Annotated in this window: 14 protein-coding genes; 6 read left to right on the forward strand and 8 right to left on the reverse strand. The window is 72.1% G+C overall.

Annotated elements, in window-relative coordinates; translation table 11 throughout:
* Positions 1-160 precede the first annotated feature (160 nt).
* Positions 161-508: a tetratricopeptide repeat protein gene (locus tag KUM49_RS16520; RefSeq protein ID WP_217237609.1), complete on the forward strand. Its 348-nt coding sequence runs from the start codon at positions 161-163 to the stop codon at positions 506-508.
* An 82-nt stretch (positions 509-590) separates the two neighbouring features.
* Here KUM49_RS16520 and KUM49_RS16525 read toward each other — a convergent pair whose 3' ends face one another.
* A complete protein-coding gene (locus tag KUM49_RS16525; RefSeq protein WP_217237610.1) occupies positions 591-2,039 on the reverse strand; it encodes a PepSY domain-containing protein in 1,449 nt (482 codons plus the stop codon).
* Positions 2,040-2,188: 149 nt separating this feature from the next.
* Between KUM49_RS16525 and KUM49_RS16530 the strand changes: the two genes are divergently transcribed.
* Positions 2,189-2,890 (forward strand): peptide deformylase, encoded by a 702-nt coding sequence (locus KUM49_RS16530; RefSeq protein WP_217237611.1) that lies wholly within the window; start codon positions 2,189-2,191, stop codon positions 2,888-2,890.
* Positions 2,891-3,052: 162 nt separating this feature from the next.
* Here KUM49_RS16530 and KUM49_RS16535 read toward each other — a convergent pair whose 3' ends face one another.
* The gene (locus KUM49_RS16535) at positions 3,053-4,486 is read right to left on the reverse strand and encodes an NAD(P)/FAD-dependent oxidoreductase (RefSeq protein ID WP_217237612.1); all 1,434 of its coding nucleotides are present in this window, start codon (positions 4,484-4,486) and stop codon (positions 3,053-3,055) included.
* Between the two features lie 119 nt (positions 4,487-4,605).
* Between KUM49_RS16535 and trxA the strand changes: the two genes are divergently transcribed.
* Complete coding sequence (trxA, locus tag KUM49_RS16540; protein ID WP_217237613.1) at positions 4,606-4,992, forward strand: thioredoxin; 387 nt, start codon at positions 4,606-4,608, stop codon at positions 4,990-4,992.
* 18 nt (positions 4,993-5,010) lie between these two features.
* Here the strand turns inward: trxA and KUM49_RS16545 are convergent, their stop codons facing one another.
* From KUM49_RS16545 to KUM49_RS16560, 4 genes are all read right to left on the reverse strand, one after another.
* Positions 5,011-6,447 carry a benzaldehyde dehydrogenase gene (locus tag KUM49_RS16545; protein WP_217237614.1) on the reverse strand — a complete coding sequence of 479 codons (1,437 nt, stop codon included), beginning with the start codon at positions 6,445-6,447 and terminating at the stop codon, positions 5,011-5,013.
* A gap of 30 nt (positions 6,448-6,477) precedes the next feature.
* Positions 6,478-7,656, reverse strand: a complete 1,179-nt coding sequence (locus KUM49_RS16550) for a 4-hydroxybenzoate 3-monooxygenase (RefSeq protein WP_217237615.1) — start codon at positions 7,654-7,656, stop codon at positions 6,478-6,480.
* A gap of 18 nt (positions 7,657-7,674) precedes the next feature.
* Positions 7,675-8,709, reverse strand: a complete 1,035-nt coding sequence (locus KUM49_RS16555; RefSeq protein ID WP_374200160.1) for a LacI family DNA-binding transcriptional regulator — start codon at positions 8,707-8,709, stop codon at positions 7,675-7,677.
* A 71-nt stretch (positions 8,710-8,780) separates the two neighbouring features.
* Entirely contained in the window at positions 8,781-9,449 is a 669-nt protein-coding gene (locus KUM49_RS16560) for a TetR/AcrR family transcriptional regulator (protein ID WP_217237617.1), read from the reverse strand.
* Positions 9,450-9,567: 118 nt separating this feature from the next.
* On the opposite strand from KUM49_RS16560, the gene KUM49_RS16565 reads away from it, so the two are divergent.
* Positions 9,568-10,131, forward strand: coding sequence for an NAD(P)H-dependent oxidoreductase (locus tag KUM49_RS16565; protein ID WP_217237618.1), 564 nt, complete (start codon positions 9,568-9,570; stop codon positions 10,129-10,131).
* Positions 10,132-10,253: 122 nt separating this feature from the next.
* On the opposite strand, the gene KUM49_RS16570 is transcribed toward KUM49_RS16565, so the two are convergent.
* A complete protein-coding gene (locus KUM49_RS16570; protein ID WP_217237619.1) occupies positions 10,254-11,159 on the reverse strand; it encodes a LysR family transcriptional regulator in 906 nt (301 codons plus the stop codon).
* A gap of 113 nt (positions 11,160-11,272) precedes the next feature.
* On the opposite strand from KUM49_RS16570, the gene KUM49_RS16575 reads away from it, so the two are divergent.
* Complete coding sequence (locus KUM49_RS16575; protein WP_217237620.1) at positions 11,273-11,500, forward strand: hypothetical protein; 228 nt, start codon at positions 11,273-11,275, stop codon at positions 11,498-11,500.
* Positions 11,501-11,528: 28 nt separating this feature from the next.
* On the opposite strand, the gene KUM49_RS16580 is transcribed toward KUM49_RS16575, so the two are convergent.
* A complete protein-coding gene (locus tag KUM49_RS16580) occupies positions 11,529-12,497 on the reverse strand; it encodes a TerC family protein (RefSeq protein WP_217237621.1) in 969 nt (322 codons plus the stop codon).
* A gap of 246 nt (positions 12,498-12,743) precedes the next feature.
* Between KUM49_RS16580 and KUM49_RS16585 the strand changes: the two genes are divergently transcribed.
* Positions 12,744-13,727 carry an alpha/beta hydrolase gene (locus tag KUM49_RS16585; RefSeq protein WP_217237622.1) on the forward strand — a complete coding sequence of 328 codons (984 nt, stop codon included), beginning with the start codon at positions 12,744-12,746 and terminating at the stop codon, positions 13,725-13,727.
* Positions 13,728-13,842 lie beyond the last annotated feature (115 nt).

A 13,842-nucleotide genomic window follows, 5' to 3' on the forward strand; every position in this document is an offset into this window, starting at 1 on the left:
GAGGAGCCACGTGGCCGTTTCGGCAACGCGGCGAGGTGCGGTGCCAGACCACGCGACCCGGACGGGCATAGTGCAAGGACCCCTAAGCCGCCGTGGCCACGAAGAAGTAGTGGAATGTTTGACCATCTCGCGCGGTTGCAGGCGTCGAAGGAGGTCAGCAGTGGACATGACGTACTACGACCACGGAACGCCGGCCGAGCGCTGGGAGCGGGCGGGGATGTTCTTCGACGCGAAGGACTACGCCGCCGCGGCGCGGGTCCTGGGCGAGCTGGTCGAGGAGGTGCCGGAGCAGACCGGACCCCGGCTGCTGCTGGCCCGCGCCTACTACCACTCGGCGCAACTGCGGCGCGCGGAGAGCGAGTTGCGCGTGATCGTCGAGCGGGACCCGGTGGAGCACTATGCCCGGCTGATGCTGGGCCGCACCTTGCAGCGGCAGGGCCGGCACGAGGAGGCGGAGCCGCACATGCGCCTCGCCTCGGCGCTCGCGGGCGACTTCGAGCAGCTCTGAACCGACCGTTGTCCGGGCCCGGTTCCCTCTCTGGGAGCCGGGCCCGCGCTCCGTGTCACGTCACCCTCGGTTGTCGCACCTGCTACGTGGCGTCGGCGCCGCTCGTCCGGGTGCGCCGGCCCCGCCGGTGGGCGATCTCCCCGAGCACGACGTCCACAACGACGAACGCGGCCAGCGGGATGCCGAGCAGCGGGACGAAGTAGCCGAGCACGGCGATCACCGCCACACACGGCAGCAGGATCTGCGGCGGCACCTGCTGCCAGGCACCGCGCGGGATCGGCCGGCCGAAGGAGGAACCGCGGCCGCGCTGCCACCACATGCGGTACCCCAGCGCGATCAGCAGGATCAGCGAGAGCGCCAGCAGCATCAGCGCGATCTGGTTGACCAGACCGAACAGGACGCCGGTGTGCAGGTCGATGCCCCAGCGGGTCAGCTTGGCCAACACCGGGTAGTCGGCGAACCGCAGGACGTCGGTGACCTCACCGGTGGCCGGGTCGATCGCGACCGAGTCCTGCTTCTCGGGCCAGCTGCGCTGCACCTGCCTCACGACGTACGCCGACGACGCGTCCGCCGGCGGGACGAGCTCGACGGGGTCGCCGAGTCCTTCCGCGCGGGCGGCGGCCAGGATCTTGTCGAGGCCCACGCCGTGCTCCGCGTCCCCGGCCGAGGCGGACGCGCCGTGGCCCGAGTGCTCGCCGGCCGCGGTCGACGTGACCGACGGGGTGGACTGGCCGAGCGAGGTGCGCAGTTCGTCGATGTTCGCGCCGGCGTAGGTCGACCAGGTCAGGCCGGTCGCCGACAGGAAGATGAAGCCGGCCGCTGCCCACACGCCGACGGTGCCGTGCAGGCCGAGCGTGCGGCGGCGTCCGCTGGTGCCGCGCACCTTGCGCAGGGCGCGGCGGCGGGACAGCCACAGGACCAGGCCGCCGACCGCGATCACCCCCAGCCAGCTCGCGGCGAACTCGCTGTAGAGGCGGCCGTTCTCGCCCAGGTGCAGGTCGCGGTGGAACTCGTCGATCCAGGTGCGCAGCGGCAGCGCGCCGGTCGAGCCGTACTGCTCCAGCGCGCCCTGCACCTTGGCGGTGTACGGGTCGACGAACACCGCGAGGGTGTGATTCGGGTCGACGCCCTCGACGCCGGACAGCAGGACCCTGGTGGTCGCGTCGTCCTCGGGCGAGGGGCGTATCGCCGAGACCGCGCCCCCGGGGTGGGCTTCGCGGGCGGCGGCCACCTGCTCGGAGATCGGCAGCTTGGCGTCACCGACGGCGGAGACGGTCATCTCGTCGGCGTAGACGATCTTCTCGGCCTGGAACGCGCCGGCGTACAGGAAGCCGGTGACGGCGGCGACGAACAGGAACGGTGCGACGAACACACCGGCGTAGAAGTGCAGACGGAGGATCAGCGGACGCAGGGGGGCCCATCTGCTGGGGGACGACGGCACCGGGGCGGCGGGTTGCGGGGCCTCGTCCGATGGGGGTCCCCCCGCTGGAGCGGAGCCGGAAGTGGGGGAGGTCGAGGGAGCGGTGGACATCGGCGGGCTTCTCCCGGGGCAGGGGACGTATCTCGGCTGTAGCGGTCCAGAAGTCGGGGAGAAGGGGCGCCGAGTTCCCGGGGGCACGTGTGGCGTGCGTCACACCGAACGGTGGGAGGTGCTCGCAGGCCTCGTGGCATCCTGGCGCGATGGCTGCTCCCCGTGATCGCGCGCCCCTGGCGGAACTGGTCGAGGAACTCCTGGCCACGAACGGCCCGTTGCCCATCGTCGCCGCCGGTGATCCGGTGCTGCGGCGCGGCACCGAGCGCTTCGACGGACAGCTGGAGCCCGCGCTGCTGGCCCGTTTCGTCGAGGCCCTGCGGGTCACGATGCACGCGGCGCCGGGCGTGGGCCTCGCCGCACCTCAGGTGGGCGTGCCGCTCCGGATCGCCGTCATCGAGGATCCCGCCCTGGTGCCGGAGGAGGTTCGGCTGGTGCGCGGGCGGGTGCCGCAGCCGTTCCGGGTGCTGGTCAATCCCTTGTACGAGCCCGTGGGCACCGCCCGGGCCGCGTTCTTCGAGGGCTGTCTGAGCGTGCCGGGCTGGCAGGCGGTGGTGGCCCGGCCCGCCGAGGTCCGGCTGACCGGCCAGGACGAGGCGGGCCGCGCGGTGGACGAGGTGTTCACCGGCTGGCCCGCACGGATCGTCCAGCACGAGACGGACCACCTGGACGGCATGCTGTACCTGGACCGGGCCGAACTCCGCTCGCTGTCCTCGAACCAGGCGATGGCGGAGCGGTGGACGCAGCCGTCACCTCAGGAGGCGGCCGCGTCCCTGGGCTTCCCGTTGCCCCAGGACCTGTCCGGCGGATCAAGTCGCAGGACATCCGCGGCGCCTCATCGACGCAGGTGAGCGGGGCCTGGTGCGTCGAGCTGCAAGGCGGAGGAGGGCGTCGACGCGACGGGGGTCCCCCCGCTCGGGCGAAGTCGAGAGTGGGGGAGTCGGCAACCGACGACAACACCGCAGATCGGCGTGCCAGGCCCCGCGTCTGCGGCATGATCCGCCGGACAGGCCCTAGTTGTCCCGGTACGTCTCCAGCAGGCGCAGCCACACTTCGCTGATCGTCGGGTAGGACGGCACCGCGTGCCACAGCCTGCTGATCGGCACCTGTCCCGCGACCGCGATCGTCGCCGAGTGGATCAGTTCGCCGACGCCGGGGCCGACGAAGGTGACGCCGAGCAGGATCTCGCGTTCCAGGTCCACGACCATGCGGGCGCGGCCCTTGTAGCCGTCGGCGTACAGGCCCGCTCCGGAGACGGCGGCGAGGTCGTGGTCGACCGCGCGGACGCGGTGGCCGGCCTGTTCCGCCTCCGCCAGGGAGAGGCCCACGGAGGCCGCCTCGGGGTCGGTGAAGACGACCTGGGGGACGGCCGCGTGGTCGGCGGTGGCGGCGTGGGCGCCCCAGGGGTCGGACTCCAGGAGGGGGACACCGGAGGCTCGGGCGGCGATGGCGGCGCCCGCGATGCGGGCCTGGTACTTGCCCTGGTGGGTGAGCAGGGCTCGGTGGTTGACGTCGCCCACGGCGTACAGCCACTTGCTGCCGGGGACGCGCAGGCTGTCGTCGACCTCCAGCCAGGAGCCGGGCTCCAGACCGATGGTGTCCAGGCCGATGTCGTCGGTGCGCGGGGCGCGTCCGGTGGCGAAGAGGATCTCGTCGGCCTCGATACGGTCACCGGTGTCGGTGACGACCACGACCGTGCCGTTCTCGCGGGTGACCGACTCGACGGAGGTGCCGGTGCGCACGTCGGCGCCGGCCTCGACGAGGGCTTCGGCGACCAGTTCGCCGGCGAAGGGCTCCATGCGGTTCAGCAGGCCCTTGCCGCGGACGAGGAGGGTGACCTGCGAGCCGAGGGCCTGCCAGGCGGTGGCCATCTCGGTGGCGACCACTCCCCCGCCGACGACGACCAGCCGGCCGGGCGCCGCCTTGGCGCTGGTGGCCTCACGGCTCGTCCAGGGCTTGACCTCGGCGAGGCCGGGCAGGTCGGGCAGGACGGCGCGGGTGCCGGTGGAGACGGCCACGGCGTGCCGGGCGGTCAGTACCTTGTGCCCGCCGTCGGGGCCGGTGACCGTGACCGTGCGCGGTCCGGTGAGGCGGCCGTGTCCGCGGTGGAGGTCGGCGCCGATGCTGTCGAGCCACTGGATCTGGCCGTCGTCCTGCCAGTGGGAGGTGTAGTAGTCGCGGTGGGCTAGGACCGCGGCCGTGTCGAGGGGGCCCTGGACGGCCTGGCTGAGGCCGGGTGTGCGGCGGGCGTCGGCGCGGGCGATGACCGGGCGCAGCAGGGCCTTGCTGGGCATGCACGCCCAGTACGAGCATTCGCCGCCGACCAGTTCGCTCTCCACGACCGCGGTGGAGAGGCCGGCCGCACGAGTGCGGTCGGCGACGTTCTCCCCCACGGGTCCGGCACCGAGCACCACGACGTCGTACGCGATGGATTCCGTTTCCGTCATGGGGTCAGTCTGGTGGGTGGTGTGCGCCGAGGCCACATGGGTACGTGCGCGGAATATGCACCAGGGCCGCCGTGTTGTGCCGACGGCCTCGCCCCACACCAGGAAGTAGGGATCACGCCATGAGCAGCACCGTGGAGCTCACCAAGGAGAACTTCGACGAGACGGTCACGGAGAACGAGTTCGTCCTGATCGACTTCTGGGCGTCCTGGTGCGGTCCGTGCCGTCAGTTCGCGCCGGTCTACGAGAAGGCGGCCGAGGAGAACCCTGACCTGGTGTTCGGCAAGGTGGACACCGAGGCGCAGCCGGAGCTGGCCGCGGCCTTCGGTATCCAGTCGATCCCGACCCTGATGATCGTGCGTGACCAGGTCGCCGTGTTCGCCCAGCCGGGCGCCCTGCCCGAGGCCGCCCTGACGGACGTCATCGGGCAGGCCCGCAAGCTGGACATGGACGAGGTCCGCAAGGCCGTCGAGCACCAGCAGGAGCAGGCCGAGCAGAACGGCCAGTGACCTGCCCTGCCGGAGGCCCTAGAAGGGGTACGGCGCCACGTCCGCGCGCACGGTCGTCCAGCGCACGTCGGTGAAGGCCTCCAGGTTGGCCTCGCCCCCGAAGCGGGCGCCGGTGCCGGACGCGGCGATGCCGCCGAAGGGGGCGACCGCCTCGTCGTTCACGGTCTGGTCGTTGATGTGCACGATGCCGGTGGGGATCCGCTCGGCCAGGTCGAGGCCGCGGGCGGCGTCCCGGGTGACGATGCCGAGCGAGAGTCCGTACGGGCCGGTCGCGGCCAGGGCGGCCGCCTCCTCGGGCGTGCTGAAGGATCGCACGGGCGCGACCGGGCCGAACACCTCCTCCGCGTACGCGGGCGTGTCCTCGTCGACGCCGGCGAGGACTGTCGGCCGGTAGAAGAGCTCCTCGTGCGTGCCGCCCGCGGCCAGCTTGGCGCCGTGGGCCGTGCTCGCCTGCACCAGGCCGTGGATCTTGGCGAGCTGGCCGGAGTCGATGATCGGGCCGAGGTGGACCTGGCCGCGGAACGGGTCGCCGACGGCGAGCGAGTCGGCCTTCGCGGCCAGCCGCTCGACGTACTCGCCGTACAGCGACTCGTGCACCAGGTGGCGGCCGGTGGTCATGCAGATCTGGCCCTGGTGGAAGAAGGAGCCCCAGGCGGCCGTGGAGATCACGGCGTCGAGGTCGGCGTCCTCCAGGACGATCAGGGCGGAGTTGCCGCCGAGTTCCAGGTGGGCGCGCTTGAGGTGGCGTCCGGCAGCCTCGCCGACGGCCCGGCCGGCCGCGGTCGACCCGGTGAAGGAGATGACCGGCACCCTCGGGTCGGCGACCAGGGCCTGACCGGCGTCCGGACCGCCCGGCAGGACGTGGAACAGGCCTTCCGGCAGGCCCGCCTCGGCGAAGACCGCGGCGAGTGACAGTCCGCCGCAGACCGCCGTACGCGGGTCGGGCTTCAGGACGACGGCGTTGCCGAGGGCGAGCGCCGGGGCGACGGAGCGGATGGAGAGGATCAGCGGGGCGTTGAACGGGGCGATCACCCCCACGACCCCGACGGGAACGCGCCGCGTGTAGGACAGCCGGGCCGCCTCGCTGGGCAGGACCTGCCCGGCCGGGCGGGAGGCGAGGGCCGCGGCCTCGTAGCACTCCTGGGCGGCGACGTGCAGCTCGAAGTCGGCCTTGCCGGGGATGGAGCCGGACTCGCGGACCAGCCACTCGCGCAGTTCGTCGGCGTGCGCGGCGAACAGGTCGCCGGCCTTGCGCAGGACGCCCGCGCGGACGAAGTGGGGCACGCGGGCCCACTCGGCCTGGGCGGCGCGGGCCGCCTCGGCGGCGGTCGCGACGTCCTCGGCGGTGGCGAGGGTGACGGTGCCGAGTGTGTCGCCGGTGGCGGGTTCGGTGACGGCGTGTTCAGGTCCTGACAGGCTGCGCAACTGCCAGGTCTTGGGGTCGAGCAACGGCATGACGGCTCTCCGTTCGGTCACCGGCGGGACTCACAGGGTGAGTGGGAGTCCCGAGTAGTTCGCGGCCAGTTCGGCCGCCGCGTGGCGGGATGCGGTGATCCGGCGCAGCCGTGCGAGCTGCATCCGGTCGTCGAACACATCCCCATTTGGTTGAGCATGCAACATCCTAGTCATGTCGTAAGAGAACCGGGTCGCCTGCCACACCCTCGCGAGGCACAACTCCGAATAGCGATCCAGCAGTTGCGCCGATCCGGTGCGGTGCAGCTCGGTGAGGGCGCGGGCCAGGACGCGGACGTCGGACACCGCGAGGTTGAGGCCCTTGGCGCCGGTCGGCGGAACGATGTGGGCGGCGTCCCCGGCGAGCAGCAGCCGTCCGTGGCGCATCGGCTCGTGCACGTGACTGCGCATCGGCGTCACCGACGTGGCGGTGATCGGGCCGCGGGCCAGGGTCCAGTCGGCGTCGATCGCGAAGCGGGCGGCGAGTTCGTCCCAGATCCGCTCGTCGGGCCAGTCGCCCGGATCGGTCCCGTTCGGGACCTGGAGGTAGAGCCGGGAGACGGCCGGGGATCGCATGCTGTGCAGGGCGAAGCCGCGCTCACCCCGGGCGTAGACCAGCTCCTCGCAGGAGGGCGGGACGTCGGCGAGGATCCCCAGCCAGGAGTACGGGTAGTCGTGGGCGTACGTCCGGCTCGTCGCCGTCGGGAAGGCGTCGCGGGCGACGCCGTGGGAGCCGTCGCAGCCGACGACCCAGTCACAGGTCAGCGTCCGTTCACGGCCCTCGTGCCGGAAACGTACGACGGGCCGCTCGCTGTCCGGCTTCTCGACCGCCAGCGCCTCGGCCCCGAACAACAGCGGTGGCCCCTGGTCCAGTTGGAGCGCGATGAGGTCCTTCACGATCTCGGTCTGAGCGTAGATCGTGACGCTGCGGCCGCCGGTGAGGGACGGGAAGTCGATGCGGTGGCGTTCGCCCGCGAACCGCAGCTCGATGCCGTGGTGGACCAGCCCTTCGGCGTCGAGCCGGTCGGCGGCGCCCGCCTCGCGCAGGGCGTCGACCGTGCCCTGCTCCAGCATTCCGGCACGCTGGCGCTGCTCGACGTACTCCCGCGTCCTGCTCTCCAGGACCACGCAGTCGATGCCGGCCCGATGCAGCAGCCGGGCCAGGAGCAGTCCGGCGGGGCCACCGCCGATGACGCCGACCGTCGTACGCATGGCCCGCCTCCCTGGGCATCAGCTGGAGTCGCGGTGGACCACCGAGGCTCCCAGCACCGTGTGCGTCTCGGGCGCGGCGCCGGGGTTGCGCGCCGCGCGGTCGACCAGTTCGGCCAGGTCACGGCCGGACGGCAGCTCGATGTGGACAGTACTCAGTCTGGGCCGCAGCAGCCGTCCCAGCATCAGGTCGTCGGCACCGATCACCGCCGTCTCCTCGGGAATGCCGACGCCCTCGTCCTGCAGGGCGCGCATCAGCAGCATCGCGTACTCGTCGTTGTACGCGAACACGGCGTCCAGGTCGAGCGCGCGCCAGCGGGCGGCGAGGCGCGCGGCGGCGGCCTCCTCGTAGGCGAGAGGCAGGCCGGTGACGGTCGCGTCGGTGCCGTACAGGGACCGTCGTACGCCTTCGAGGCGGGGCGTGGAGAAGGCGTCCAGGCCGGGTTCCTCGGGGACGACGACACCGATGCGGCGCCGACCGCGGGCGTACAGGTGGCCTCCGGCCGAGTGGCCGACCGCCTCGTGGTCCATGAGCAGGGCGTGGGCGCCCTCGACGGCCTCGGGGCCGAGGGTGACCACGGCCCGGGCGCCGGAGCGCTTGAGCACCGCTACGCCCTTGGGGCCGAGGCCGGTGCCGGGCACCAGTACGGCGACCGGCCGCAGTTCGGCCCAGGCGCGGGCGGCCTCGTCGCCATGCGCGCCGACCGCACCGAACTGCACGACCGTGTAGTCGAGACGGCCCAGGGCCGACTGGAGTTCGCTGATGAACTGGCTGTAGAGCGGACCGACCGGGAAGGTCGGCGCGGGCATCAGGACCATCCGGCTGTGCCCGGCGCGCAGGCTGCGGGCCGCCGCGTGCGGGACGTACCCGAGCTCCTTCGCGGCCTCGTGGACGCGGCGGCGGGTGGGCTCGCTGATCCGGACGGCGCTGGTGTTGTTGAGGACGTAGGAGACGGTCGCGCGCGACACGCCGGCCAGGCGGGCCACATCGGCGCTCGTGGGCACGGAGCGCGGCACGGCGGACACGGGCGCGGGCGTTTTCGGTATCTGCACCATGACGTACCGCATCTTTGCAGAACCTGTGCGTGGAACTTTCGGGTGGGGGAACTTCGCGGCGGAAAAGACGCTCAGCGCGACTGTTCGTCCGCGGTGGCCGTCATCCGGTCGACCAGGTCGCACCAGCCGGCCTCCAGGCGCTCCGAGGGCATCCCGCACTGCCGGGTCAGGTGATGGACCAGGTCGGGGCTCACGTATCCCATCAGCGTGTGGGCGAGGAGCTCGACGTCCGCGTCCGGGACCGCCTGGCGCAGCAGCAGGGCGACATGGCTGTGCAGGACGCGGCGGGGCGGGTTGGAGAACCGTCGTTCCGCGCTCGGTTCGGCAGCCAGCTGCAGGTCGAGTTCGTCGGCCGAACGGCGCAGCAGGGCGCAGCCGAACGCCCGCAGCCGCTCGACAGGGGGCGCCCCGGGGCCCAGCGGCGGGGGGCCGCTGAGGAAGGCGGCCTGGAACTTCTTCTCGGAGTGGTCGAGCAGGGCGGTCAGCAGGCCGGTGCGGTCGCCGAAGCGCCTGAAGACCGTCCCCTTGCCGACGTTGGCGGCGACGGCCACCGCCTCCATCGTCACTCCGGCCGCGCCGTGCTCCGCCACCAGCCGGGCGGCTGCCTCCAGCAGCCGGGCCCGGTTGCGCGCGGCGTCGGCGCGCAGGCCGGGCTCCTCCTCGAAGGAACCGACCTGCAGCAACTCGGGCTGGACGGCGGGCTCCTGAGGCTGCGGGAAGGGGGGCAGGACGGCGGACATGAAATCAGCGTAAAGCATCGGGAACAAAACTGGACCGCGGTCCGGTTAGGATGCTAGAAAGTTAAACGGACCTCGGTCCGGATCGTCACGGCACCTTTTCAGCACCCGGGAGTTTCGTATGTCTGTTCGCATCCTCGCGCTCGTCGGCAGCCTCCGCGCCGGTTCGACCAACCGCCAGCTCGCCGAGGCAGCCGTCAAGCACGCGCCCGAGGGCGCCGACGTGGTGTTGTTCGAGGGCCTGGCCGACATCCCCTTCTACAACGAGGACGTCGACGTCGAGGGCAGCGTCCCGGCCGCCGCCGCCAAGCTGCGTGAGGCCGCCGGCTCCGCCGACGCCTTCCTGTTCTTCTCTCCCGAGTACAACGGCACCATCCCGGCCGTCCTGAAGAACGCGATCGACTGGCTGTCCCGCCCGTACGGCGCCGGCGCCTTCGGCGGCAAGCCCGTCGCCGTGGTCGGCACCGCCTTCGGCCAGTACGGCGGCGTCTGGGCGCAGGACGAGGCCCGCAAGGCCGTGGGCATCGCCGGCGGCAAGGTGATCGAGGACCTCAAGCTGTCCATCCCCGGCTCCCTGACCCGCTTCGCCGAGACCCACCCGGCCGACGACGCCGAGGTCGCCGCGCAGCTCACCGAGGTCGTCGCCCGCCTGCACGGCCACGCCGGCGAAGTGGTCGCCGCCTGACGGGTCAGGACCCCGCACAGGGCTGGAACCGCCGTATCACCACAGGTCCCGGAGGGGGCCGGAGCGCACGCAGCGCTCCGGCCCCCTCGGCGTCGTCCTGCGCGGGCCGCGCCGCTCGTACATCACGCCACCGCCGTGGGCGCCAACTCCCGCAGCTCCGCCAGCGCGGCCACCACGGCCGGGCGGGTCCGGCCGCCCCGGCGGGTGCAGGTGAGCAGTTTGCGGTGCGGGTCGCCCGTGCACTGCACGCGGGCGATCGGCAGGTGCGGGGTGAGGTGGGCCAGCCGGGGGATCAGCGCGACGCCCAGCCGGTTGGCGACCAGGTGGGCCGTGACGTTCCAGTCCAGCGCGTGATGGACGATGTCCGGCGTGAACCCGGCCTCGCCGCAGGCCGACAGCACATGCGGACGACAGGGGCTTTCCGGGAGCGGGGCGATCCAGTCCTCGCGCGCCGCCTCCGCGAGGTCGACGCGTCCGCGCCCGGCCAGCGGATGGTCCGCGGGGACGACCAGGTCGAAGGGGTCGTCCAGGAGGGGCTGCTGGTCGAAGCGCGCGTCGCCGAGCGGCGGGTTGTGCGGGGTCGCCTCGACGACCGCCAGATCGGTCTCCCCCTCGAACAACAGGTCGAAGCTCTCCGGCACGCCCGCCTCCCGGATCCGGACAGCCAGCCGCGGGTGCCGCTCGCGCAGCCGGGCCGCCATCGGGGCCAGCAGCACCGAGATGAGCACCGGGAAACCACTCGCACGCAGCGGCCCGGCGGGCTCGCCGTGGTCGGCCCGCAGGTCGAGTTCGGCCTGTTCCCAGCGGGCCTGGATGGCGTCGGCATGCGCGAGCAGACTCTCGGCGGCCGGGGTGAGCCGTACTCCGCGCCCCTGCGGTTCGAGGAGGTCGACGCCCAGATCGCGGGCGAGCTGGCGGATCTGCTGGGAGGCTGCGGAGGTCGTGAAGTGCAGGGCGGCCGCCGCGGCGGTGACCGTGCCGTAGTGCGCCACCGCCCGCAGGACATGAAGCCGACGCAGGTCAATCATGAAGTCCACGCTTCAAGGTCGGCTCCGGAAAGTCAACCTGGACGTGCCCGAAGACCCCGACGCACCCTGGCTGTGTCGCGACGGCCCATCAGCCCCCGTACGCAGGAGTCCCCATGACCAGCACGACCGGCACGACCGGCGCCGTCTGCCCGCACTGCGGCTGGCCCGACGGCGCCGAGCCCTTCCAGGTGGTGTCCCGGCACGGCACGGCGGCGGGAACCACGGTGTGGACCCGCTGCGGCTGCGGTTCACTGCAGGTGCGCGTCGCGGACGGCCGGGGCACGCGGATCGTCTCCCGCAGCCGCCCGGCCACCGCTCGGGCCGGCTCCGCCGGCCGCTGAACTGAAGTCGAACGTGACCGGGGTGCCGTCAGGCCACGCGTTCGGGCTCGGCGGCCTCCTGCTTCCTCGCGGCCCGCAGGCTGGTCAGCGTGGTGACCGTCAGGACGAGCACGATGAAGCCCAGCGAGAAGGGGATGCCGATCTCCGGGACGTGGACGCCGGACTCGTGCAGCGCGTGCAGGACCAGCTTGACGCCGATGAAGCCGAGGATGATCGACAGGCCGTAACTGAGGTGGACCAGCTTCCTGAGCAGACCACCGATCAGGAAGTACAGCTGCCTCAGGCCCATCAGCGCGAACGCGTTGGCCGTGAACACGATGTACGGGTCCTGGGTGAGCCCGTAGATGGCGGGAATCGAGTCCAGGGCGAACAGCACGTCGGTGGAGCCGATCGCGAGCATCACGACCAGCATCGGGGTCATCACCCGCTTGCCGTTCTCCTGCACCCACAGCTTGGTGCCGTGGTACCGGTCGGCCACACCGAAGCGCTTCTCCACCGCTTTCAGCAGCTTGTTCTCCTGGTACTCCTCGTCGTGCCCTTCCTTACGGGCGTCCTGGATCAGCTTCCAGGCGGTCCAGATCAGAAAGGCACCGAAGAGGTAGAACACCCACGAGAACGCGGAGATGATCGCCGCACCGGCCGCGATGAAACCCGCCCGCAGCACGAGTGCCATGATCACGCCGACCATCAGCACGCGCTGCTGGTACTGGGACGGAACCGCGAACTTCCCCATGATGAGTACGAAGACAAAGAGGTTGTCGACGCTCAGCGACTTCTCCGTGACGTATCCGGCGAAGAACTCACCGGTGGGCTTGGCACCACCGAAGACGAACAGGGCGACGCCGAACAGGCAGGCAAGGACGATCCAGACGACCGTCCAGGTCCCCGCCTCCCGCACCGAGACGTCATGGGGCTTCCTGCCGATGAAGAAGTCCGCGGCGACCAGCGCGCACAGGGCTGCGACGGTCAGCAGCCAGACGGTGACAGAGACGTTCACTGATACTCCTGGTGCGTGGGGGGCATCGACAGCGTCGTCAGCGCATCGGATCCCTTCCACCGACGGAAGATGAAGAACTGGCCATGTCTCGGCAAAGAACGGCAGGTCAGACCGGGACATGGCGGAAAAGTACGGGCACCCACCCGCCGTACGGCGGGCAGGTTCCGCCGTACGGCGGCGCTCCGCGCCCGTCGCGTGCGCGAATCATGGCGCAACGAGCCGCCGCGCCCCGCGTCAGGAGATCCCATGAGCCTCGTCCCACCCCCGTTCGACCCGGAACTCGCCGCCGCCCTGGAGATGATCAAGGACGTGCTGTCCCCCGGGCTCACCCCGGAAGAGATCGACGTCCTGCGCACCGGGCCGGCCATCCTGATGCTGGCCGAGCTGGACCTGACCTTGGACGGGCACTTCGAGGTCGAGGACCGTACGGTGCCGGGTCCCGAGGGCGAGCCCGACATCTCGCTGCTGATCTGCCGGCCGGCCGCACCTGAACTCGCGGGCGTGCCGCTGCCGGTCGTCTACCACGTGCACGGCGGCGGCATGATCCTCGGCAACAACCGGGTCGGCGTGGACGTGCCGCTGGCCTGGGCGAAGGAGCTGGGCGCGGTCGTGGTGTCGGTGGAGTACCGACTGGCGCCGGAGCACCCGCACCCGGCGCCGGTCGAGGACGTCTACGCCGGCCTCGTCTGGACGGCGGAGCACGCCGCGGAGATCGGCGGCGACCCGGACCGCATCGTCGTGGCGGGCGCCAGCGCGGGCGGCGGTCTTTCCGCGGCGCTGGCCCTGCTCACGCGGGACCGCAAGGGGCCGGAGCTGATCGGCCAGGTACTGCTGTGCCCGATGCTGGACGACCGCAACGACACCCCGTCCTCGCACCAGATGGCGGGCCTCGGCGTGTGGGACCGCACCGCCAACGAGACCGGCTGGGGAGCGCTTCTCGGCGAGGCGCGCGGCGGTTCCGACGTGTCCGCGTACGCGGCGCCGGCCCGCGCCGAGGACCTGTCCGGGCTGCCGCCGGCCTTCCTCGACGTGGGCTCCGCGGAGACCTTCCGGGACGAGGTCGTCGCCTACGCCTCCCGGCTCTGGCAGGCGGGAGGGGTGGCCGAGCTGCACGTGTGGCCCGGCGGCTTCCACGGCTTCGACGGCTCCGCCCCCCAGGCGGCACTCTCCCAGACGGCCCGCGCGGCCCAGTCGACGTGGCTGCGGAGGCTGCTGGGCGGGGGGATCTGAGGCCTCTGAAGCGCGGGGGGCTTGGGACACGGGGCTCTCTGGCACAGGTCTCTTGGGCACAGGCCCGCGGAGCGCAGGCCCTTGGAGCGTGGCCTTGGGCGCCGCTCTCGGCACG

The organism is Streptomyces sp. AC555_RSS877 (assembly GCF_019049245.1).
Classification (GTDB): Bacteria; Actinomycetota; Actinomycetes; order Streptomycetales; family Streptomycetaceae; genus Streptomyces.